The sequence below is a fragment of the Micromonospora sp. NPDC048894 genome (assembly GCF_040649765.1).
Lineage (GTDB): Bacteria > Actinomycetota > Actinomycetes > Mycobacteriales > Micromonosporaceae > Micromonospora > Micromonospora antibiotica.
In genome coordinates this window covers 129,212-152,945 of sequence record NZ_JBEZFY010000013.1, presented here as the reverse complement: position 1 = coordinate 152,945, position 23,734 = coordinate 129,212, and the positions used below count along the sequence as shown (strand labels likewise).

Here is a 23,734-nt window from a genome sequence, read left to right as displayed (position 1 = left end):
GAGACGTCCGGTAACGATGCTGAGCGATACCGACCGTGGCGCTGGCGGCCAGACCTGCCGATCATCGCCCGGCGAGCTGGTCCGGAGAATCTGGCCGGGGGGAGCCTAGCCCAGGATCGCCTCGATCAGGCGCATGGTGCCGTCGCGCTCCCAGGTCGACTGGTAGTTGGCGACGGTCGGGCCGGGTGGATAGTGCGCGGGCATGTTCGCCCAGGTGCACCCGGTGCGTCTGCGGTGGTAGATCGCTTCCACGATCAGCCGGCGGTCGTGCAGCCGGCCCCGATGCGAGTCGCCGCCCGGCAGGATCGCCGCGACCTGCCGCCACTGCTCGTCGGTGATGCCGGCCAGAGTCGACGGCCCGTGCTGCTCGACCCGCTCGGGCCGGCGGGACGGTGGTCGCGGCGCCTCGACGGCTCTCGGCGTCTCGACGGCTCTCGGCGTCTCGACGGCTCTCGGCGTCTCGACGGCTCTCGGCGTCTCGACCGGTTCCGGCGGTCCCGCACCACCCTGCCGGCTCTCCCTGGCCGACAGCCGGGCCCGCGCCGCCGCCGCGATCTGTTCCCGGACCGGCAACGGCTGGGCCGGCGGATATCCGGTGAAGCCGGGTTCGAGGGCGGCGGTGAGGAGCCCGCAGGCCTGGCGGAGCTGCTCCCACTGCGGGGCGAGGGCCAGCAGGTGGGCGGTCGCCGGATCGTCGGGCTGCCCCTGCGGCCCGCCGAACGCCTGGAGGCGACCCAGGATCACCGGTTGACGGTGGGCGTACCAGGCCAGGACGCGGGCGATGGCGTCGTGCACCGATGACCGGTACTCCTCCTGGTACGGCCCGGCCAGGCTGAACGCGTACGCCTGCGTGTTGTAGTCGGCCATGTCGGCGGCGAGGTCCGGGCAGTCCGCCAGCACCTGCGGGAACTGGTCGGGGTCCAGGTAGTCCAGCCACCGGGTCGCCGGCTGGTCGCCGCCGTCAGGTGCCGGGTCCCCGGGCTGACCGGGCAGGTCCGGTTGCGCGACGGTGGCGGTCAGGTACCACTGCCGCAGGTGCTCGTCGCAGGCTGCGGCGAAGTACGGCAGGTACGCCCCGGCGATCTCGCCGGCGAGGGCCTCGGCGGCCACCGACCAGAGGGCGAACGTGAACCCGGTGTCCACCTCGAACACCTGCGCCAACCGGGCGACCAGCGCGAACATGTCGTCGATCTGGGCGACCTCCGCGACGAGCGTCGGATCGACCTCCCCGAACGCCACCGCCAGGGGGTGGTCGACCCACGGCGGCCGGACGGTGTCCACCAGCGCGACGATGAGCTGGTCCCGGTCCAGCTGCCCACTGGCGTGCTGCTGGAGCAGCGTGATCGTGGCCAGGCTACGGCGCAGCTGGTCGACGCCGGTGTGGGCGGCCTGCTCGTCGGCCCAGGCATGGAACATCGCCAGGCAGGTGCTGTTCTGCTGGGTGTCGGCCCAGGTGAGGCGCTGGAAGAACGCCGGCTGGTGCTCGGCGATCCAGGCGAAGGTCGTGGCGAACGTGTGTTGCCATGGTGCCGGCTGGACGTCCTGATGCGGATGCACGCCTGTCTCCCGGTCGGTGGGCGGGTCCGCACCAGCGTGCGCCGGATCTACCGGCCCGTTCCCCGGTCGCCGGCCGGTCCTGCGGGCAGTCCGGGTTGCCCCTGCGGGCAGCGCGGCCACGGTCGGTGCGGGCGCGGCGACGTCGAGACACGGTACCCACCGCCGAAGGCCAGCTGGACAGATCCGTCGAGACGAGTAGGTCCGAAGTCGGGCCAGTGGTCGTAGGCGATCCGGACCTGGTCACGGGCTGGCCGTGGCCCGGTTGTGTCAGATCGCGGCGGTCATCGCGAGGAACTGAGGCCGGATGCGTACGCCGAGCGGATGGGCACGCGATGATGGTGGCGTGAAGGCGATCTACCCTGACGACGGCGGTGGCGACCGAAAGGCGGATCCCGGGGCCGTGCCCGGCCTGCGCCCCGCGCCCGAAGTTTCGGCCGACGCCGCGTCCCGCATGCCTGAGGTCGATGGGTAGACGTTTGTGCTCCGCTCGAACGGGCTGGGCGGCACCGACTACGCCTGGGTCAGCGGGATCGTGAAGGATGGGGCAATGAGGGTCGCGATCTCGGGGACGCACGGAATCGGAAAGACCACCCTTGTCGAAGCGTTGTGTGCGTGTCTGCCGGGACATGTCATGCGCGACGAGCCGTACTACCTCCTGGAAGAGCAGGGGTACGAGTTCGATTTCCCGCCGTCGCGGGAGGACTACCGGGCGATGCTGGCCTGCTCGGTGCGGAGCATGCGGTCGCTGTCACCTTCCAAGGTCGTGTTCGACCGCACACCGCTCGACTATCTCGCCTACCTGGCCGCGACCGGAGCGGACCCGGTGGAGGAGGCTGACGCCTCCGCGGTGCGTTCCGCGTTCGCGACGCTCGATCTACTGGTCATCGCGGTGATCACGCTGGAGAGCGAGCGGGTTCTGCCCGCTGCGGAGCTGCCCGGCCTCCGCTCGCGAATGAACGACGCGCTTCGGGAACTCGTCTACGACGACCCCCTCGATGCCTGGAACGACACTCCTGTCCTGGAGTTGGGTGGACCGCTCGACAACCGGCTGAAGGCGGTCCTTGACGTCCTCGAACCACCAGCGGCGGGTCCAGGTCCGGGGACGACCGAAGGCGGGGCAGGAAGGCCCTGGCCAGGGTTTTCACCATCAGCCGCGCCTGTCCCACCCGGTGACCGTCAGCGCGGCGGACCAGCATAGGGATCATCAGCGACAGCCACGAGTCGTCCCGGAAGCGGTCGGACCTCTCTCGCCGGTGCCCGCAGCCGTTGCCCGGGGTTGGGCATCTTGAGCGGTTGTCATCGAGCTCAAGGGTTCCCGAGCAGGTGCTCAGCGGCGCGTCATTGCTTCAGGCAGGACGGAACCCCGGTAGGGCAGCGGTTGGCCAAGACGCGCTGCCGGGCACGGGGGCTTCGGTGCTGACTGTTCCTGCGAACATTCCGCTGTCCACGTGCAGCCTGACCTGCCTGATCGAGCTCATCCGCGATCGACGTCGCACATTCGGCGGCCGCCGGCGCTAGCTACCGGGGCGGCAGCGCGTACTGATGGTCCTGAGCACCTGCGCGACGGCGACATCCCCACCCGCCTCGCGGTCGGCTTCGCAGTCTCGGTGACTACCGGGTGGCGCTACCTGCTCCAGGCCGTCGACGCGTTCGCCGCCTGCGCCGACGACCTCACCGCCACCATGCGCCGGGCCGCACGGTTGGCCTACGCGGTCCTCGACGGCATGCCGATCACGATCGACCGGGTCGCCGACCAGCGGCCCTGCCGGTCAGCGCACGTGCCACGGGGTGCGCCACCCCGACCGCGCAGACCGTCATCGTCCTCCCCGCCGCCGGGGACGGCCGTCGCCCACGATGAACATGGCTCATTCTTCGGTGCGATGGCGGGCGGCAGGAGCGCGGGTGGCCAGCGCGGTGATAAACGCGACGATCTCGTCGGGGTTCTCCTCGGCCATGAAATGCCCGCTGCCGGTGGCCCGGTAGGTAAGGTCCGGGGCCCATGCGCGCCAGAGCGCGGAGGCGTCGAAGCCGAGCTGGGAGCCCCAGTCCTGGGAGATGACACCGACGGGCATCGTGAGTTGCGCGCCGCGTTCACGGTCGGCGATGTCCATGTCGAGGTCGATGCTGGCCGTCGCGCGGTAGTCGGCCACGATCGAGTCGATCGCGGCGACGGAGCTGTCGACGTAGTAGTCACGCTCTTCGCGGGTGAAGGTGGTGCCGGTGGGGTCCCAGGCGTCGAGGAAGGAGCCGAAGAACTCGGGACCGACGGCGGCGATCATCTTCTCGGGCAGGCCGGCTGGCTGGGCCATGAGGTAGAGGTGCCAGGCGACCTTGGCATTGACACCGTGCAGGACGGCCCAGGTGTCCAGGGTCGGCAGGACGTCGAGGATGCCGAGGTAGCGCACTGCTTCGGGGTGGTCGAGCCCGGTGCGGACGGCGACGAGCGCACCGCGGTCATGGCCGATGAGCCCGAAGTGGTCAAAGCCGAGCTGACGGGTGATGGCGATGACGTCGTTGCCCATCGTGCGCTTGGAGTACGTGCCCGGGTCGTCGGCGGCGGGCTTGCCGCTGGCTCCGTAACCGCGAAGGTCGGGGATGATGACGGTGTGGTCGGTCGCGAGCTTCCCGGCGACGTGGCGCCACATGTAGTGGGTCTGCGGGAAGCCGTGGAGCAGCACGACGGCCGGCCCCTGGCCGCCGACGGCGACGTTGAGGTCCACGCCGGTGTCGCCGGTGATCGTGCGGTAGGTGACGTTGTCGATCACGAATGGTGTGGTCACGAATCCTCCTGGGGTCGGTTGGTGGCGCGGGCTTCGGGATGGCCGGAGAAGAGGCCGGTAGGCAACGTGGTGGCGCTGGTGGAGGAGGCGACGAGCGCAGGGATGATCACGGTGTCCAGGAGCGCGGACAGGTAGGCGTCGTCGACCGCAAGGCCGTTCGCGTGACGGAGCAGCAGCACCGACCCGACGACCTCGTCGAAGGCGAACGGGCTCGCGCCGGTGGGCAGTTCGCCACGAGCAACCGCGGCGTCGATGACCGCCTGCGGCAACCTGGCCCCCGTGGGACCCGCGGAACTCTCGATGGCGTCGCACAGCTCAGGGTCTTTCAGCCCCGCTTGAAGCAGCATCAATGCGGTGCCGATGTCGGCGGCAGCCATCGTGCGTTCCAGCCGCCGCACCAGGCTCAGGAGGTCCTCGCGCAGGGTTGCCCCCTGCGGTAGCGGGGACGTCGAGTGCTGGGCGGGCCCTGCCTTCACTGCGGCGATGACCATGTCCCGCTTGGATCCCCATCGCCGGTACAGACTGGCCTTCGACGTCTGGCAGCGTCGAGCTACCGCCTCGAAGGACAGGTCCTCGTACCCGTGCTCAGCGAGGACCTCGAGTACGGCCGCGGTGATCCGACGCTCAAGCTCGGCATCGCGCGGTCGGCCGCGGGCCCCTGACGACTCTTCATTCCGATACGCCACGTGTCGTATCGTATACCAGGATGTGGGGACCGTCGACCGACACCCCCGCCGGTACCTCGCCCAGAAGCGTTGATCGGGCAGCTCACCGCATCAGAGGGTGTGGCCGGGCGGCCTGTCTCCCGGCATCCGTGCTGGGAGGTGACGTCTGTCGGGTAGACGACGGCCGTTTCACCACCCAGCAATCCAGGGCGGACGCTGAGAGCGAGACGAAGCCCTTGATCGGAGGCACGAAGCCGCGGCAGCGGCGCGCCGGGGCGGAGGGTGGCACCGCTCGGTCACGCTGGGTGTTGGCTGACACGGCAGGTGGCAGCCCCGGACCTGAGCGCGGGCAGACCCGTGCAACGAGGAAGGCGGTTGCCATGCTCAACTCGTTTCTCCAGGCCCTTGCGACCAAACTGGTCGAGGAGATCCTCAAGCGGCTCGTCGAGTGGCTTTCGCCGAAGGTCCTGCACGCCGTGCCGCACCGTGCGTCGCCCAACTGCCCTCGCTGCGGCGGGTACGGCGTCCGCCGATGGGCCACCGGCGGCATGTGGGTGTTCCTGCCGTCGGTGCTGGCCTTCGCGTTGGGCTTCGGGTTCACCCTGCTCGGTGTGCCGCTGGCCGTGTTCACGGTCGTCGCCGCATTGGTAACGGACGGGGCCGGCGGGATCGTGCCCGCCCTGCTCGCGCCGCTCGGTCTTCTGGTCCCTGCCACCCTGATGATCGCAGGCGCGTTCGGTCTTGCCCACTACAACAGCTACCCACCGAAGTGGTGCGCCCGCTGCCACGCCCGGTGGCCGCGCCGTGAGCGAAACGAATACCTGCGGGCGTCAGCCCCGGTGTTGACCTGCGATTGCGGTCAGCGACTGCGGGTGCCCCGCACGGCTGCCGGAACGCGACTGCGCTGCCCCCGCTGCCGAACCGAACACGCCACCCCAGCCCCGGCCCGCCCCTGACACAGGGTCAGTGGTGCCACCGTACCGTTTGGCCCCTGGACCTGGCGGTGTGGGCGCACTCCGCACTCGGCCGGTCCGCCAGGAGGGGATCATCCCGTTCGCTGGGCTGGCCCCCGACCAGTTCCGCAAGCTGATCCGTCTCGTCGCCGAGCGTGACGGGGACGGGATCGCTGACGGTCGGCCGGGCCGGCAGTGGCCCTCGATCTGCCCGGCCGGGTGCTGCTGGTGGCCGTCTACTGGCGTAGGAACCTGGCGATGCGGCAGGTCGGGCCGTTGTTCGTAGTGTCGCATCCCGCCGCGCGCCGAGTCATCGACACGGGTGAAGATCTGCGCCGGCATTCGACGTCGAGCGGCCGGGGTCGGGCGCGCGGTGGTTCGACGCGAGAAGGACACGCGACCGTTCGCGAGCATCTAACTCATTCGACTCGGCTATTTATCTCCACGTTGTACGGGTCTATATTCTGGTTCACGAATCCCTGTTGCCTGAGCCGCCTGCCAGGGAGGTGATATCTACTCAAATTCTCGTGTTATCCCTGCCGCCCCTCACCCCTATCCCCGTTCTGGTCTTGCCTGTGCGGCCTGCCGGATTCGGGGCCCGTGCAGCTGTGCGCCTGATCCGCCGCCAAGGTCCGGGCAGTCAGGTGGCCAGGAATTGAATTTGTCTCGGTCAGGAGAGGGAGATGGGTAAATTCTGTTTTCCCGAAGACATGTCCGCCGTGATGATCGGCAGTGCCCGACGCGCTGCCGTCACCAGCGTGCTGGCGGTGCTGACTCTGGTCGTGGTGGTCGGTGACGCCTCGGTCGGTGGGGCGAACGGGAAGCCGGTCGGTCGAACCGCCGCGCCTGCGGTGGCCCAGCGACTGGTGGCCCAGCGACTGGTGGCCCAGCAGGCTCCGGCCGAACTCGGCGCAGTGACCGCCATCGCCGCCGGTTACGGACACAGTCTTGCCCTGCGCTCGGACGGCACCGTCCTCGCCTGGGGCCGAAACAGTGAAGGTCAGCTGGGTGACGGCAACCTCGACCCGAGTGTCACTCCGGTGCGGGTGTGCGCCGTCGGTCAGGCCGCCCCCTGCACCCGGTTCCTCACCGGTGTGATCGCCATCGCCGCCGGGTTCGTGCACAGCGTGGCCCTGCTCCGGGACCGCACGGTCGTCGCCTGGGGGCAGAACGTGACAGGTCAGCTTGGTGACGGCACCTTCACGAGTCGTTCGGTTCCGGTGCGGGTGTGTGCGGTGGGGGAGGTCGCACCGTGTAGCCAGTTTCTCAGCGGGGTCAGGGCCATCGCCAGCGGCGACTCAGACCACAACCTCGCTCTGCTGGGCAACGGTGCTGTCGTCGCCTGGGGTTTCAACGCCTTCGGTCAGCTCGGTGACGGCGGGTACGCCGGGAGTCCGGTTCCGGTGCGGGTGTGCGCGGTGGGGGAGTCCGCCCCCTGCGGCCGGTTCCTGACCGGGGCCAGGTCCATCGCGGTAGGTGAAGGGCACAGTCTGGCCGTCGTGGGGACCGGCCACGCCGTCGCCTGGGGCTTCAACGGCGCCGGTGAAGTCGGCGATGGCACCAGCGACAATTTCCGTACCATTCCGGTGCGGGTGTGCGCGGTGGGGGAGACCGCCCCCTGCGACCGGTTCCTGAACGGGGTGAGCGCCGTGGCGGCTGGCGCTTTCCACAGCATGGCGTTGCTGGGCAGCGGCAGTGTCGTTTCCTGGGGCTACAACGTCGAGGGTCAGGTCGGTGACGGCACACGCGATAACCACCGGCTCGTTCCGGTGCGGGTGTGCGCGCAGGGGCAGGTCGCACCCTGTGACCGGTTCCTGTACGGGGTGCGGCACATCGCCGCCAACGGTTTTCACAGTATGGCGCAGCTGAGTAGCGGTGGCGTTCTGGCGTGGGGCTACAACGGCTATGGACAGCTCGGCGACGGCACTCGCGTGAATCGTCTGACGCCGGTGCGGGTGTGTGCGGTGGGGGAAGTCGCGCCCTGCGGTCGATTTCTGTACTTGATTCGGGCGATCGCCGCCGGCATCGATCACAATCTCGCGCTACAGCCGAACTACACCGTCGTCGACTGGGGCTTGAACAACCACGGCCAGCTGGGCGACGGCACTACTAGTGACCGTCCCGTTCCGGTGCAGGTCCTGGCACCCCAGGGCCCGGCTGTCGTCAGGTGATGCCGGGTAGTGCCAGCGGGCGGATGCCGTCTCGGGCGTGATGTCGGGTGGTGGCGGCGATGTTGGTGACGCTGGTTGAGTTCCCCCCGCTTTGATGGAGCAGAGGAACGGTTCGGCGGAATCGACGTGCTCGTCAACAGCGCGGGCCGTGGCTGGTACGGCTCGATCGAGGGGGCCCCGACGAGACCATCCGCCGCACGTTCGACCTCAACCTGTTCGCCGTCGTCGAGGTGATCCGCGCGGTCCTCCCCGGCATGCGGGCACGCGGCGACGGCTGGATCGTGAACATGTCGTCGGTGGCCGGCCTCGTCGGCGCACTGGGGTTCGGCTACTACGCGGCGGCGAAGTTCGCGATCGAAGGACTCACCGCGACACTGCGCGAGGAAGTCGAGCCGTTCGGGGTGCGCGTGCTCGCCGTAGCGCCGGCAGCCTTCCGCACCAGTGCCTTCTCCTACTTCCAGAACGAGACCGTCGACGCCTACGTGCCGATGGTCGAGGCCGTCAAGGCGGCGTTCGTGGACGCTCACGGCAAGCAGGCAGGTGACCCCGTTCGTGGCGTGCAGGCAGTGATCAGCGCGATGAACGCACCCGTTCCACCGCACCGGATCGTGCTCGGCAACTCCGGCTACGACGCCGTAGTCGCGATGCATGAGAACGCACTCGCGGAGCTGCGCGCGAACGAAAAGCTCTCACGCAGTGCGGACTTCTGAGCCTGTCGCCACAGCGGTGCCGGAGACCCGCGAGGGCTGCCATGCCGCGACCAGGAGGAGGGATCGAGTCACCTACACAGCCGACCCGATGAAATGCCCCGCATGTCTGTGCCGACCTGACCCTGGTCGGCGCCTCAAGCCAGTCCCGTGCTGCGCGGCCCGCATCGTGCCGCTGAGGTACCGCAGGGACACACCAGCACGCCCTCGCGTCCTGGCACCGAGAAACCGGAGAGTGGAAATGAATGACATCACGCTGCCCAACGTGGTCGAGAACTTCATCGCAGCCACCAACGCGCACGACGCGAACGCGCTGGCCGCGGTCTTCAGCGACGGGACCACCGTGCGCGATGACGGGAAAACCTGGACCGGCGGGACCGAGATCCGCGAGTGGATCCAGGGACACCTGATCACCCCAAGATCGTGCTCACACCGACCTCGTTCGCGGACGACCGGCTGGTGGCCTCCGGGGACGGCGACTTCCCCGGCGGGCCACTGTCCTTTTCGTTCGAGTTCGGCATCACGGACGACCAGGTTACCGACCTCGCGATCGCCCCCGCAGGCAAAGGTCGGCCGACACCCCCGCCGTCAGCTGTCGGAGCGGGTGGACGCTGAGGTGCAGCCACTACGCCGCGCTGGCCTGCGCAACACCGCGTCCCGGCGCGGGAGCGCTCGACCAACTCGCCCACGCCGTAGGCGGCGACTGCGGCAGCAGTCGGCCGAGGCAGGCGCGGGGCTGCCGACGCACCAGCATCCCGGAGTGTCTCGGTGACACAGTGCGCGCCGTACGCCGCCGGGTCCGGCGCAAGGGGAACGGCGGTGTGGGGCAGGTTGACCGCCACAACGATCATCGCGGCACCCTCGAACCCTGCCGGCTGCGGAGGAAGGAGGGCGGCTGGGTCTTCATCCGTCCGCCCTGGCCCGGTCCGCTGTCCTGCCCGGTCAGACGATGCGGACGGGGCCCGCCGCCTGCGTTCGTTCCACACGTTCACGGCGAGGGACGGGGGAGTGGTCGGTGGCCGTTACCGAAGGTGGGTGAAGATTCACTCAGGGCTATCGGATTCGACGGGCAGCGTTGTAGCATCGAACTCGACCTTGGGAGAGCAAGCCCCTTTTCGAAGTGGCGATTGGTGTGCTGATTCGGTGACCTCGCCGGAATCGACGTGAAGGCGGGTGGGAATTCGGGAATTCCTCGCGATGACGATGTGAATTCACCTCGCCCGTCTCGCGTCCTCCGGGTGCGGCGTAGGGCTGCTCGGTGGTACGGCACCGCCCGTGCGCCGACCCGGCGTCGGCCGACCATCACAAATTAACCTGACCGAAACGTATTGTGTGATCCGGCAACTGCCCTGTTGGTTCGCCGGGAGGCGACTCCCTGCGGACTCGACGAGCTTCCCTTGATTTTTCGACTAATTCCTATCAGGATGGCTCATCGTAGGGTGTCGGAACGAATGATCTCAGGCATTTCGTTGATCTGGTGGAGGTCGATCAAGGCCGCCTGCCAGCGTATTGCGGGCCCGGTGCGGCGGCCACCATAGAGTTGATTTCCCGGTCGACACGGTGTGACGGTAGTCGGCTCGGCCGGGAAAAGGATATCCGTCGTCGGGGAGATTCCCGGCGGCAATTCACCTTCGATGGGAATGCTGAGAATAGGCCCGGAGTCCGGGTCCGAGGTATGGGTCGGGCGAGCGCGTGAGCGGAACCTCACGCAGACAGCGCTGACCCGGCTGGCGCGGGGAACCGGCGCGGCGCTCCGGCTGGTGGGTGAGCCGGGCATCGGCAAGACCTCACTGCTCACCATCACCGCCCGGGCCGCAGCCGACCGCGGCTACCAGGTGTTCCACGCCGTCGCCGACCAACTTTCCCAGCAGTCACCACTGAGCGTCCTGCTCGCCTGCCTCGGAGTCCGCCAGCGGCCGGACGACCCGTCCCGGGCGGAGATCACCCAGACCCTGGTCGGCCAACCGCCAGCCTTCCCCGCCAACGGGTCGGCCCTGGCTGCCGTGGCCGAGATGCTGGCCTCCCTCGTCGACGACCTGTGTGCGACGGGCCCCACCGTCCTCATCGTCGACGACGCGCACTGGATGGACGAGGCGTCGACCGTGGTCTGGCGACGCCTTGCCGCCAGCGTCGAACACCTGCCCCTACTCCTGATCGCCGCGCACCATCAGGACCCGTCCCGTCCGACCCGTACCCCGGCCAACACCCTCCGGGGCCACGAACACCTGCTGAGCCTCATGCCGCTGGACGAAGCGGAGGTCTCGCAGCTACTGACCGGGCTGCTCGGAGCGCCACCCGGCCCGACCCTCAGCCGGTGGTCGGGCGCGGCGGTGGGTAATCCGCTCTACCTGCGTGAGTTGGCCGACGTCCTGGTGCGGGAGGACCTGGTCCAAGTCGTGGCGGGACACGCGGACCTACGTGACGACGACGACCGGATACCTCCCGCCCTCACCGCCGCGTTGACCAGCCGGCTCGGTCTGGTGCCGGACGCCGGGGACGTGTTGCGGACCGCCGCACTACTCGGCACCGAGTTCACCGTCACCGACCTGAGTGTCGTGCTGGGCCGGCCGGTGCGGGTCCTCGCCGACGTGCTGCAGCGGGCGGTCGCGGCCCGGATCCTCGCCGGCTCCGGGGAACGAATGACCTTCTGCCATCCGCTGATCCGCCAAGCCCTGTACGACGCCGTCGCGCTGCCGTTGCGTCGGGCGCTGCACCTCGACCTGGCCCGGGAGTTGGCCGCCGCAGCCGCCGAGCCGCTCACCGTGGCACACCAACTGGTGGCGGCGGGCGGCGTCGAGAACCGGTGGGTGCCCGACTGGCTCCACAGGTCCGTCCCCGCGTTGGCGGACACCGACCCGGGACTCACGGTCCGGCTGCTGCGCGCACAGCTCGGACAGCTTCCGGCAAAGGACCCGCACCAGCCTTCGCTGAGCGTCGCGCTGGCCCGCTCACTACAGATGCTGGGCCGGTGGGAGGAGGCCGCCGACCGGGCCCGCGAGGCCCTCGCGTCGTCGACCGGGCTGGACGCGCACGGCGAGCTGCACTGGCTGCTGATCCGCGCGCTCACCAACAGCGGGAAGACCGACGAGGCCGAGCTGATCCTGCGGCAGGTGCTCACCCGACAGGCGATACCCGAACCGTGGCGCGGACGCCTCCTGGGCACCCTGGCCCTGATCAGCCGGGCCGGCACCGGCGGGTCGGACGAAGCCGAGGCACTGGCCGGCGAGGCCCTCGACGCCGGTCGCCGCTCCGGCGACGACTGTGCGATCGCGGGCGCCAGCGTCGTGCTGTCCCTCACCCGCTCCGACCGGCGTGACCACCCGGCCGCACTGCGGCACGCCGAACAGGCACTCACCGCCCTCGTCGGTCACCCCGACCACCCGGAACTGGAAATGTTCGCCCTGCACTGCCGGGTGGTGAGCCTGCAGAACATGGCCCGGTGGAGGGAAGCCGACAGGGTGCTGCGGCTGTCCCATGAGATCCGCCGCCGGGCACACGACGTCGCCGCCGGGTCCATCGGCGTCACCGAGGCGATGCTGCACTACTGGCTCGGCCGCTGGGACGAGGCGTTGACGGCACTGACCCCGGTCGCGGACGATCCCTGCGGGCCGTTCTATCCGGGTCTGCACCGGGGTGGACCTGCGCTACTGCGGCGGGGCGTCACCGCGCTGATCGCCGTCCGCCGTGACGACCGCGCGCTCGCCGAGGCGCACCTGCACCCCGCCACGCACGTGTCGGCCGACCGCAGCACCGACGAGGACAGCGAGGGTTTCCTCCTCGCCGCCCGGGCCGTACACGCCGAACAGCAGGGCGAACCGGAACGGGGCGCCGCCCTGCTCGCCACGATGCTGCAACACCGCCCCGACTCCGGCACGGGCCCCCACCACCCGTGGTTCGCCGACCTCATCCGGATGGCGGCGGCCTGCACGGACTCCTCGACCGTGACCGCTGCCCTCGAACTGACGCGGGTCTGGACCGAGGCCGAGCCAGTGCCGGGGCGGGCCGCGACCATGCGTCAGCGCTGCGTGGGCCTCGCCACCGAGAACCCCGAGCCGCTGCGTACGGCCGTGCAGCACTACCGGTCGGCCGGCCCCCGCACCGAGCTGGCGGCGACCCTTGAGGACCTCGCGGTGGTGCTGGCCGGCCACGGTGCGACCGACGAGTGCCGGGCGGCCGCCACCGAGGCGATCGACCTGTACACCCGGGTGGGCGCGACCTGGGACGTGCGACGCACCGAGGCGCGGCTGCGGGGCAGGGGCGTACGCCGAGGGGTCAGCGGCCCCCGCGCAGCCCGGCCGGTCTCGGGCTGGGCGGCGCTCACCGCCACGGAACGACGCGTCGCCGTGCTCGTCGCCGAGGGCCGTTCGACGCCCGAGATCGCCGCCGCGATGCTCCTGACCCGCCGGACGGTCCAGACGCACATCTCCCGCGCCCTGCACAAGCTCGGGCTGCGCAGCCGTAACCAGATCGCCCAGGAGGTGCTCCGCAACGCGGGTCCCGATGACGGATGACTCGACGAACCCGGGCCGGTTTTGTGGGTCAGCTGACGCATGTCTCGTTCGTCCTCCCCGGGGAAGCTATCCGCATGACCGTGTCCCCCCAGCCGGACGACACCACAAACCCCTGCACCACCGTCCTGATCGCACTCGAAGGCGGCCCGGCGAGCCTCCCGCCCGAGCTTCGCACCCAACGGGTCTCGCCGGACGCACCGAAGGTGAAAGTCCCGCACAACGGTGGTTACGAGCACTTCGAACGCCCCGACGACGGCGACGGTGAGCCGCTCGTCTTCCGCTGGGCGTACCGGTCGCGGATCGCGGAATAGCCGGCCGGAACCTGCCCGGCCGGGCGGCCCGGGCCGGGGGTGACGGCAGGGCACACCGGACCCGCAGGTCGCACGTCGTCGATTGTCCCTGCGCCGTCACGGCGCGCCAGAGCCCGTTCACCGGGACGGAAACGAGGGTGACGCACATGGTGGATTCTGTCTTCGTCATGCCCGGCACAGTGGCTGCTCCCCGTACGGGCATCCTGCGTGACCTGCACAGCCGCTACGAGACGGTACGGGAGGCACTGACCCGCATCGACAAGGCGGCCCGGGAACTGGGGTTGCCCGACATCAGCACCCGCCTGATCGAGGACGTGGCCGGCGAACGCCCCTACAGCCCCGAGGTGCAGTACCTGGAGATCTTCGCGGTCAGCCTCGCCACGTACCACCTGCTCCTCGCCGAGGGCGTCGAACCGGTGGCGATCGTCGGACAGAGCATCGGGGAACTCTGGGCCCTGGCCGCCGCCGGACACGTGTCGGTCGGCGACGCCGCGCGCCTGGCGGTGGCCAGGTCCCGGGCACTGACCCGGCAGGCGTGGCCGGGCACGATGCTCGCCGTCGGGGTGGACGGCCGCCGCGCGGAGTCACTCGCCGGGCTGATCGGCCACCCACACCTGGTGCTGGCCTGCGAGAACACACCCCGGCAGAGCGTCCTCAGCGGTCCGCGGCGGCAGATCGACGAGGCGGAGCGGGTGGCCGAGGCGCTCGGCTGGCCGAGTGTCCGCCTCGACGTTCCGCATCCCACCCACACCCCGGCGGTCGCGCAGGCCGCCCGGGACCTGCTGGCCACCGCCCCCCGGGTGTCCTACGGCGGTGGACGGTGGCGGGTGTCCTCACCGTGGCTGGGCCGGGACATCGGCGACGAGGACCCGGTCGAGCTGGTCGCCGGCGCGCTCACCGCCCAGGTGAGGATGTTGCACACGGTGCGTGCCCTGCACGCCGCCGGTGCGGACACGTTCATCGAATGCGGGGAGTGGCCGGTAGTCACCCGGTTCGTCGAGGCGTCGGTCCCGGGCATCCATTCGGTGGTGCCGCTGAGCGAACACGACCCGGTCGCGGCGGTCCGGGCGCTGGTCGCCGGCCGCACCGAGACGATGTCACCGCAGGTACGGACGCCAGCGTCGCCGCCTGTCCTGGCGGCCCCTCCACCCGTCACGTCCGCGCCACCGACGCCGCCGCGACCGGCTCCCCCCGTCGTGGTGCCGCCACCCGTGGCGACCGCACCCGCCCCAGCCGTCCCGGCGGTGCCGGTCGTCCCGGCGGCCCCAAGCGCCCCGGCCGCACCCCCTATCCCGTCCGTCCTGGCACCGCCGACCCCGCAGTCACCGGTCGCACCGGCCTCCCCAGCCACGGTGGCCCCCTCAGTCTCCACATCGGACACCGAGGGGCGGTACGCGGTGGTGCTGAACGAGATCCGGGCCCTGTACGGCGACTACCTGGGCTATCCGCCGGAGCTGCTCGGCGACGACGACGGCCTGGAATCCGACCTGGGCGTGGAGTCACTCAAGCAGGTCGCCCTCCTCGGCCGGGTCGCCGACCGGTACGGCCTGCCGGACCTGCGGGCCAACACCTCCCTGCTGACCGTCGGCACCCTGGGGCGGATCGCGCAGGCCGTCGTCCAGGCCCGGGGGGAGGCGACCGCCCGATGACCGACACACCAAGCCTGCACGGTCGGATCGCGTTGGTGACCGGCGCGGCCAAGAGCCTCGGCGCGGACATCGTCCGTCGACTGGCCACCTGCGGCGCACACGTCATCGTCAACTACTTCCACTCCGTCGAGCAGGCCGAACTGCTGCGCGCCGAGCTGGCGCAGGCCGGCCTCAGCGCGGAGTTCATCCGGGCCTCGGTGGCCAAACGCACCGAGATCGACAAGATGTTCGACCTGGTCCGGCAGCGGCACGGCGGCCTCGACTTCCTCGTCAACAACGCGGCCGGCGGGGCGTTCCTGCCCCTGTTCGACGTCGACGACACGTACTGGCAGCGGGCCTGGTCCACCAACGTCATGGGCGCCTACCACTGCTCCCGCCGGGCGGCCGAGCTGATGGTGGGCCGCCCGGGAGCAGGCATCCTCTGCCTGTCCAGCGTCGGCGCCCACCAGCCGGTCCCCGGGTACGGCCCCGGCGGCGTCACCAAGGCCGCCCTGGAATCCATGGTCCGGTACCTGGCACTGGAACTGGCCGACCAGGACATCCGGGTCAACACCGTGCTGCTGGGCTCCGTGGCCAGCGAGATCGTCGTCAACCTCGACGACCCGGCCGCCGCGCTCGGAGACTCGCCGCGCACCAGCGACCTGATGCGCCGCACCATCTCTACCCCCGAAGCGGCCCGGCTGCTCGTCCACCTCCTGCACCCGGACACCGGATTCATCACCGGGCAGACCCTCGTCGCCGACGGCGGCATCAGCATCGGCGGCATGCAGAGCCTGCGACTGCACAGCAAACTCGCCGCGCAGGTCGGTGTGCCCACCCGCACCCCACCGGTCCGCCCCACCGCAGCAGCCACGGCACCCGAGACGCACCCCGCGACCACCGAGGCCGCCGCCGTACCCGAGGCCGTCGCCGTGCCCGAACCGGCCCCGGCCGCGACACCACGTCCGGTGCGCGACCCGCAGCCGCGCCGACCGGAGGTCGGCCCCGGCCCCGGCGGGCACGACCCGGACGCCATCGCGGTGGTCGGCCTCGGGGTGGTCCTGCCCGGCACCAACAACCCCGCCGACCTCTACGACCGGCTCCGGGAGGGCGCCCTGCTGGCCAGCGAACCGTCCGCGTTCGACCTGCGGCACTTCTGGTCGGCCAGCGCGGCGGAGACCGACAGCTTCTACATCCGGGAAGCCGGCTACGTGCAGGGCTTCGTCCCCGACCCCGCCTCGATCACCGAACCCGACGGGTTCCTGGAACACCCCGGCTGGCCACGCACCACCCGATGGCTCCGACACTGCACCGTCCAGGCCCTGGCCGGAGTACACCGCCGGCCCGGCGACCGGTGGCTGGCGGCGACCACCGGCATCCACGACCAGACCGGGCTCGGCACCCAGGGCGTCGTCCTCGGCGACGAGTACCAACGCCTGATCCGCGACGCCATCCAGAGCAGCGGCGGCGACGACTGGCTGGCCGAACTCGCCGACCACGCCATCAGCGCCCACTACGGCGGCGACGGCGGCAACCCGCTGGCCTACCTGCCCGCCTCAGTCTCCCGCAACGCGCTACGCGGCCTGATCCCGGACGACGCCCAACACCTGACCCTCGACGCGGCCTGCGCCACCGGCCTGTTCTGTCTCGACGCCGCCGTCAAGGCCCTCCGCGAGGGAAGCTGTGACGTGGCGCTGGTCGGCGGCACGTCGGTGATCGAACCGATCGGCTTCACGCTGTTCTGCCGGGCCCAGGGAATCACCGTCAGCGGCCGGATCCGCCCCTTCGACCAGGCGGCCGACGGGACCCTGATCGGTGAGGGCGCCGTCATGCTCGCGCTGAAACCGTACGCCCGCGCGGTGGCCGACGGCGACCACATCCACGGCGTCGTCCTCGGCACCGGACTGGCCGCCGACGGCCGCGGCAAGGGCATCCACGCCCCGGCCACCCGGGGACAGGAACTCGCGATCGGCCGGGCCTGGGCCGACGCCCGCATCGACGCCTCCGACGTGGACTGGGTGGTGGCCCACGGCACCGGCACCCCCGTCGGCGACGAGGTAGAACTACGCTCCCTGCTGTCACGACTCGGCGAGCGGGACCGACCGTGCCTGTTGACGTCGAACAAACAGGTCTTCGGCCACACCGGTGTCCTGGCCGGGCTGGTGTCGGTGGCGCACGCACTGGTCGCCCTCGCCCACCGCACGATTCCCGGCCACACCGTGGTCACCGATCCCCACCCGCTGCTGGGCGGCGGCACCCGCCTGACGGTGCCCGTCACCGATGCGCCCTGGCCCGTCGACGAGGCCCGCCCCCGGATGGTCGGGGTGTCCTCGTTCGGCCTCGGGGGAGCCGACGCCCACGTGGTGCTCGCCGACCGGGTGCCGTCGACCCGACCCGCGCCCCGACCGTCGGTGCCCGACCGCACCCCGGACACCGAGGACCTGGTCGTGGTGGGCTGGAGCACCCACCTGCCCGGCCTGGACCGCGACCGGGTGCCCGGCTGGCTCGCCGGCGACGGCCCGGCCCCGCAGCTCAGCTTCGGCAGCCCGTACCCGCTGCCGTCCCCCCTCGACGTGCGGATCCCACCCCGGACGATGCGGCACATGGACCCCGCTCACCTGATGATGCTCCAAGCCCTCGGGCCGCTCCTGGCCGACCTCGGCGAACCGGGAACCACACTGCGACCCACCACCGCGATCCTGGTGGGGGCGAGCCTGCCGACCACGCACAACGCCCGCGCCGCCCTACGGGTGCACGCACAGGAGTGCGCCTCGACGTTCGACCTGCTACCCGACCCCGGGCAGGCCCAGACCCTGCGGGAGTACCTCGCCAAGGCACTCGCCGACGCCGGCGACGTCATACCCGACGAGCTCAACGAGGACGACTTCACCGGCGCCGTCTCCTGCATCCTGTCCGGCCGGGCCGCCAACTACTACGACCTGCGGGGCTTCGGCACCAGCGTCTACGCCCACCGCGACTCCGCCCACAGCGCCCTCGACCTGGCCCTGCGTCAACTCCGCCACCGGGCCTGCGACCTGGCCCTCGTCGGCGCGGTCAGCCTGCGACCGATCAGCGGATGGGACCGGCACCTGGACACCCTCGTACCGGCAGGCCGGTCGGTCGCCGAGGGCGCCGCCGTCGTCGCCGTCGCCCGCCGCTCCACCGCCCGGGAACACGGCCTGCCCATCCTGGGCACCCTCGGCACCGCACCCGGGGGCACCGCCGACGACCCGGCGCACACCCTGCCCGCACCGGCCGGCACCGACCGCACCTACCTGGCCCTCGACGCCCTGCTGGCGGTGCTCCGGGCCGTCGTCACCGGCACCGGCACCGTCGTGTCCCCGGCCGCCCCCGGATCACCCACGATCCGGTTCACCAGGCCGGCCGGTCCCGACCCGGACCCGAGCAGGCCCGTCCCGGAACCGGCCGAACAGCCGATCGGCCGCCGGCAGACCCTCCACCTACGCCCCCTGACCCCACCCGACCCGGACGGGCCGGCGATCCCCGCCGGGAGCATCGTGCTCACCGACGCCGCAGACCTCGCCGCCGCGGTCACCGGACCGGACATCGCCGTCTGGTCACCGCAGCCAGGAGTCGACGCCGCCACCCACGTACCACCCGACGCCGCCGCCGACGCGCTGGCCGACCTGCCGTTCGTCCCACGCCACATCCGGATCCTCACCCGGCTCGAAACCCCCGACGACGGCGCCGACGACACCCAGGCCGCCCGGTCGGAGGACCTCCAGGACCTGGCGTTCACCACCATCCAGGCCGCACTGCCCGCGCTGCGCGCCGGCGGGTCGCTCGCCGCGTTGCTGCTCGCCGCCCTGCCGCAGGGAACGACCCACCCGCTCGCCGGTCTGTTCAGCGGACTCGTCCGCTCGGTACGGGCCGAGGTCCCGCAGTGTAGCGGGAACACCCTGATCACCGACACGTCGCAAGCCCCGACCGCGCTGGCACAGCTGGCCCGGGCGGCGACCGCCCGGGTGCCGACGCACACCCTGGCCTGCCACGGGCAGACCTGGTCCGAACTGGCCGTCGGCGACGACGAGACCCGACCACACCACACGGCAGAACCCACCCTGCCACCGGGCGCGATCGTGGTCGCCTTCGGTGGCGCCCGCGGCATCACCCCCGAACTCCTCGACGCCGTGGCCCGCACCACCGACCGACCCCACCTGTACCTCGTCGGCCGCACCCCGCTACCCGAGACCGACGACGAACTGCCACCCCAGGCCGAGTTCATCGCCGCCGGACGCCGGGAACACCCCGACGCGTCGGTGCGGGAACTCAAGACCAGCTACGAACGCGCCCAGGCCCGCCTGGAGGTACGCCGCACCGTGAACCGGCTCGCCGAACTCTGCGGCCCGGACCGGGTCCACCACCGGGTGTGCGACGTCCTCGACGCGGACCGCACCCAAGCCGTCCTCGACGAAGTCATCGACCGGCACGGACGCATCGACCTGCTCGTCAACACCGTCCTCGACCTGCGCTCCCGGGCACTGCACGCGAAGACCCTTGCCGACTTCCGGGCGGTACGGGCCACCAAAGCCACCGGCTACCGCAACCTCAAACGCGCCCTGGCCGGCCGGCCGCCCCGGACCTGGTGCAACTTCAGCACCCTGGCCACCCTCGCCCCCGCCCCCGGAGACGTCGACTACTGCGCCGTCAACGAATACCTGGCGTACGCGAGCGCCTGGGCCGACCGACACGCACCCGAGGGACACCGCGAACTCGCCATCCTCTGGAGCGGCTGGCGGGAGGTCGGCGTCGCCAGCAGCACCGCCATGCAGGAAACCCTGCGCCGCAACCGGATGGACGCCTACATCAGCAGCCGGCAGGGCGCCGCCCAGTTCCTCGATGCGGTGACCCGGCCCGGCAGCGGGGCGGCGGTCTTCTACCTCCGGCAGGAGGAACGCGTACTGCTGGGGCAGCGGGGAATCAGCACCGACACCACCAGCGGCCGGCTGCCACTGCCCGTACCCGACGCACCACCACCGACCCCACCAGACCCCTCCCTGGCCACGCCGCTGCTCGACGGCGTACTGCTGCGCGGCCGCCGCTGGGCGGTGTTCACCAAAACCTGGGAACCACACACCCTCGCCGAACAGGACGGCCGGTGGATGCGCCACCACCGGGTCAACGGGGAGTACGTCCTCCCCGGCACCTTCGCCCTCGAGGCCGCCGCCGGCGCCGCCGGACACCTCTGCCCCGACCTCGTCGTCACCGGATTCCGGGACCTGGTCTGCCGGACGTCGGTGACGGTCAGGTCCGCCGGACCACCCCGCACCATCACCGTGGAGGCCCAACTCACCGACCGGTCCCCGGACCGGGCCGTGGTGGCAGTCCGCATCACCACCAACCGGGTCGGCCGCAACGGCAAGATCCTGCGCTTCAACGACCTGCTCTGCGAGACGACCGTCATGCTGGCCGACCGGCACCCCACACTGCCCGCGCCGACCGACCAGGTGACACACCGCCCCGAACCGGACTTCACCATGCCGGTCTACTCCGCCGACCTGCCGATCACCCTCAGCGGCCCGTTCGCCGGAACCGGCGAGTACGCCCGTGGACCGGACGGCACGAGCGCCACGTTCCGCCTGGACCACGAGGCGTGGAACCCGGCCCTGGCCGGGATGACCGTACCGGCGATCCTGCTGGACGCGATGGTGCACCTGCTGCTCCTGCCGCCACCCGGCGACCGGCCACCACTGGTCGGCCCGATGGCCGGCATCGAGGCGGTGGACCTCGGCGGACCGGGCAACGACTGCCAGCTCAGCGCCGCGCACCCGACGATCCGGCTGCACTGCCGGTTCGCCGACGGCGCGTTGACCGCGTCGACCACGGACGGCCACGTCCTGGCCCGGATCACCGGGGTCAGCGCGCACGCCACCGACCACAGCGGGAGGTTGATCCGGCCGCACGCCGACATCCCCCAGCCGGCCCTTCCCTGACAGTCGAGGAGACAGCGGTGTTGTGGCACGACATCACGATCGCCGGAACCGGTTCCTGGATACCCCCGATCCGACCCGAACACGACCCGTGGGACGCCACCCGGGCCGGTCCATCGTCGTTGGCCTCGGCCAACGGGTTCACCTCGGCGGCAGTCTCCACCGGGGAGACCGCCACCCAGATGGCGGCCCGGGCCGCCCTGCTGGCCCTGCGCCACGCCGAGGTCCCCAGCGCCGATGTGAGCCTGCTGGCCCACGCCACCTTCCAGGACGAGGACCACTACACGCCCGCGCCGTACCTGCTGCGGGTCCTCGGAGCCACCCGTACCACCGGCATCGAGGTCGGCGCGGCCAGTGACGGCGGCGCGGCCGCCCTGGTGACCGCCGCCGAACACCTCACCGCCCAACCCACCGCCCCGGCGGCCCTGGTCACCGCCGGAGCCCGCTTCCCCCACCAGCGGTGGGGCCACGTCCGCGACATCGGCTACGTCGCCGGTGACGCCGGCGCCGCCGCGGTACTCACCCGGGGCACCGGCTTCGCCCGGCTGCTGGCCACCGCGCAGGCCACCGAACCGGAGCTGGAGGTGCTGACCCGCGCCGGTGAGCGGGGCACCGCCGCCGGCGACGGCCGACGGTTCCTCGCCGAACAGACCGGACTCCTGCCGCACATCGGGGCGCTGCAACGCCGCACCCGCCACTGTGTCGACATCGTCCTCGACGAGACCGGCCTGGCCGCGGCCGACATCTCGCACGTGGTGGCCATCGCGATCGGGTCAGCCGTGCTCGACCTGGTGCTCTCCGGACCCCCGCTGCACCGCCGCGCCACCGACAGCAGCTGGACCTTCGGCCGCCACCTCGGCCACGCCGGCCCCTGCGACGTGCTGCTCGCCCTGGACCGGATGTTCCGCACCGGCGCGCTGCGGGTCGGGGACCACGTCCTCGTCGTGAGCTTCGGCCTCGGCTTCCGCTGGACCACCGCCCTGCTCGAGATCACCCGCCCACCGCCCGGTGCGACGACGTCGGACCGGAGAACGAGGTAACCCATGACCGAGACGACCACGACGACCACCGCGTCGATTCCCCTGGCACCAGGCGCACTACCGCTCCTCGGACACGCGTTGCCCCTGTTGCGGGATCCACTGGCCTTCATCCGTTCCCTGGCCGGCTACCCCAGGATGGTGCGGGTCCGGTTGGGCCCGACCTCCGCGGTGCTGATCTGCGACCCGACCCTGACCCGGCACATCTTCGTCAACGACCGGACCTTCGACAAGGGCGGCCCGATCTACGACCGGATTCGGGAGGTCATCGGCGACGGGCTGTCCACCTGCCCGTACCCGCTGCACCGGCGACAACGGCGACTGTGCCAACCGTCGTTCCACCCACAGCGCCTACACGGGTACGCGGCGGTGTTCGGCCGGGCCTCCCACGCCACCGCCGGCTCCTGGCACGACGGTCAGGTGCTCGACGTCACCCGGGAGATGATGACGCTGACCACCCAGGCCACCATGGAGACGATGTTCAGCGGGTCCCTCCCCGCGGACACCCTCCGCCGCGCCCTGGCCGACACCAACACCGTGGTCAGCGCCTTCTTCCGCCGGATGATGACCCCGGCCCTGCTACGCCGGCTGCCGACCCCCGCCAAACGACGCTACGACCAGGCCCGCAGCCGGCTCTTCGCCACCATCACCGAGATCGTCGCCGCCCGCCGGGCCGACCCCACCGACCACGCCGACCTGCTCTCCGCACTGGTCGCGGCCGTCGACGTGGAAAGCCGTGACCACGAGCAGCGGCTCAGCGACTCCGAACTGGCCGACCAGGCCCTCACCTTCTTCCTCGGCGGCATGGAGACCACCGCCATCACCCTGGCCTGGGCACTGCACCTGTTGGCCACCCATCCGGAAATCCAACACGCACTACAGGCCGAAACCGACACCGTCCTGGCAGGCGCGCTCCCCGGCCCCGAACACCTGCCCCGGCTCGACCTGGCGACCCGGGTGGTCACCGAAACCCTCCGGCTCTACCCGCCGGCCTGGATGATGACCCGCACCGTCGCCCAGGAGGCCGAACTCGACGGGGTACGGCTACGCCGCGGCGACACCCTCGTGCTCAGCCCGTACCTGATTCACCGGCGGCCCGACCTGTACGCCGACCCGGACCACTTCGACCCGGACCGCTGGCGCGGCACCTCACCCGACCGGACCGGCTACGTCCCGTTCGGCGCCGGCGCCCGCAAGTGCATCGGGGACCAGTTCGCGCTCACCGAGGCGATCCTGGCCCTGACCGCGGTGGCGGCCCGCTGGGAGTTGTCCCCCGTCGGCGAGGAACCCTTCCGACCCAAGGTGGAGACCAGCCTCAGCTCCCGAGGGCTGCGCCTGCGGCTGCGGCGTCGCCTGACGGAGCCCTCCGGGACCGACGCGCCGCCGGTCGCCACGTCGCAGCCCCTACCTGTGCCGTCGCCCCCCGGACCGGGCCCTGACGCCTGCCCGGTCGCCCACTAGGA

General features: G+C 71.2%; 12 protein-coding genes and 3 pseudogenes. 12 read left to right on the top strand and 3 right to left on the bottom strand.

Annotated elements, in window-relative coordinates; translation table 11 throughout:
- Positions 1-105 precede the first annotated feature (105 nt).
- Positions 106-1,557 (bottom strand): transposase, encoded by a 1,452-nt coding sequence (locus AB0C22_RS25040; RefSeq protein WP_357537343.1) that lies wholly within the window; start codon positions 1,555-1,557, stop codon positions 106-108.
- 547 nt (positions 1,558-2,104) lie between these two features.
- Between AB0C22_RS25040 and AB0C22_RS25035 the strand changes: the two are divergent.
- Positions 2,105-2,620: pseudogene (locus tag AB0C22_RS25035) on the top strand (AAA family ATPase); the annotation flags it as partial.
- Between the two features lie 392 nt (positions 2,621-3,012).
- A pseudogene (locus AB0C22_RS25030) lies at positions 3,013-3,320 on the top strand (transposase family protein); the annotation flags it as partial.
- 102 nt (positions 3,321-3,422) lie between these two features.
- Here AB0C22_RS25030 and AB0C22_RS25025 read toward each other — a convergent pair.
- Together AB0C22_RS25025 and AB0C22_RS25020 are read right to left on the bottom strand one after the other, a co-directional pair.
- Entirely contained in the window at positions 3,423-4,337 is a 915-nt protein-coding gene (locus AB0C22_RS25025) for an alpha/beta hydrolase (RefSeq protein WP_308290673.1), read from the bottom strand.
- On the bottom strand, positions 4,334-5,023 hold the full coding sequence (locus AB0C22_RS25020) for a TetR/AcrR family transcriptional regulator (protein ID WP_357537340.1): 690 nt from the start codon (positions 5,021-5,023) through the stop codon (positions 4,334-4,336). Before AB0C22_RS25020 ends, AB0C22_RS25025 begins: the two co-directional genes overlap by 4 nt.
- A gap of 284 nt (positions 5,024-5,307) precedes the next feature.
- Here AB0C22_RS25020 and AB0C22_RS25015 point away from each other — a divergent pair, with 284 nt between their 5' ends.
- The 10 genes and pseudogenes from AB0C22_RS25015 to AB0C22_RS24970 all read left to right on the top strand — a co-directional run bounded on the left by AB0C22_RS25015 (position 5,308) and on the right by AB0C22_RS24970 (position 23,732).
- The gene (locus AB0C22_RS25015) at positions 5,308-5,958 is read left to right on the top strand and encodes a hypothetical protein (protein WP_357537338.1); all 651 of its coding nucleotides are present in this window, start codon (positions 5,308-5,310) and stop codon (positions 5,956-5,958) included.
- A 49-nt stretch (positions 5,959-6,007) separates the two neighbouring features.
- Positions 6,008-6,276, top strand: a pseudogene (locus tag AB0C22_RS25010) (transposase family protein); the annotation flags it as partial.
- 362 nt (positions 6,277-6,638) lie between these two features.
- A complete protein-coding gene (locus tag AB0C22_RS25005) occupies positions 6,639-8,126 on the top strand; it encodes a cell wall anchor protein (protein ID WP_357537336.1) in 1,488 nt (495 codons plus the stop codon).
- 230 nt (positions 8,127-8,356) lie between these two features.
- Positions 8,357-8,836 (top strand): SDR family NAD(P)-dependent oxidoreductase, encoded by a 480-nt coding sequence (locus AB0C22_RS25000; RefSeq protein ID WP_357537334.1) that lies wholly within the window; start codon positions 8,357-8,359, stop codon positions 8,834-8,836.
- Between the two features lie 1,631 nt (positions 8,837-10,467).
- Entirely contained in the window at positions 10,468-13,344 is a 2,877-nt protein-coding gene (locus AB0C22_RS24995) for an AAA family ATPase (protein ID WP_357537332.1), read from the top strand.
- Between the two features lie 74 nt (positions 13,345-13,418).
- On the top strand, positions 13,419-13,655 hold the full coding sequence (locus tag AB0C22_RS24990; protein WP_219460225.1) for a DUF5988 family protein: 237 nt from the start codon (positions 13,419-13,421) through the stop codon (positions 13,653-13,655).
- A gap of 146 nt (positions 13,656-13,801) precedes the next feature.
- Positions 13,802-15,304, top strand: coding sequence for an acyltransferase domain-containing protein (locus AB0C22_RS24985; protein WP_357537330.1), 1,503 nt, complete (start codon positions 13,802-13,804; stop codon positions 15,302-15,304).
- Positions 15,301-21,237, top strand: a complete 5,937-nt coding sequence (locus AB0C22_RS24980; RefSeq protein WP_357537328.1) for an SDR family oxidoreductase — start codon at positions 15,301-15,303, stop codon at positions 21,235-21,237. Before AB0C22_RS24985 ends, AB0C22_RS24980 begins: the two co-directional genes overlap by 4 nt.
- Positions 21,238-21,254: 17 nt before the next feature.
- Positions 21,255-22,274 (top strand): 3-oxoacyl-[acyl-carrier-protein] synthase III C-terminal domain-containing protein, encoded by a 1,020-nt coding sequence (locus tag AB0C22_RS24975; RefSeq protein WP_357537326.1) that lies wholly within the window; start codon positions 21,255-21,257, stop codon positions 22,272-22,274.
- A 3-nt stretch (positions 22,275-22,277) separates the two neighbouring features.
- Positions 22,278-23,732 (top strand): cytochrome P450, encoded by a 1,455-nt coding sequence (locus tag AB0C22_RS24970; protein WP_357537324.1) that lies wholly within the window; start codon positions 22,278-22,280, stop codon positions 23,730-23,732.
- Positions 23,733-23,734: the final 2 nt, after the last annotated feature.

What these genes read in the sequence shown, in the direction of transcription:
- AB0C22_RS25005 (WP_357537336.1), top strand. Translation starts at nt 6,639, where the DNA reads ATGGGTAAATTCTGTTTTCCCGAAGACATGTCCGCCGTGATGATCGGC.
- AB0C22_RS24995 (WP_357537332.1), top strand. Translation starts at nt 10,468, where the DNA reads ATGGGAATGCTGAGAATAGGCCCGGAGTCCGGGTCCGAGGTATGGGTC.
- AB0C22_RS24990 (WP_219460225.1), top strand. Translation starts at nt 13,419, where the DNA reads ATGACCGTGTCCCCCCAGCCGGACGACACCACAAACCCCTGCACCACC.
- AB0C22_RS24985 (WP_357537330.1), top strand. Translation starts at nt 13,802, where the DNA reads ATGGTGGATTCTGTCTTCGTCATGCCCGGCACAGTGGCTGCTCCCCGT.
- AB0C22_RS24980 (WP_357537328.1), top strand. Translation starts at nt 15,301, where the DNA reads ATGACCGACACACCAAGCCTGCACGGTCGGATCGCGTTGGTGACCGGC.
- AB0C22_RS24970 (WP_357537324.1), top strand. Translation starts at nt 22,278, where the DNA reads ATGACCGAGACGACCACGACGACCACCGCGTCGATTCCCCTGGCACCA.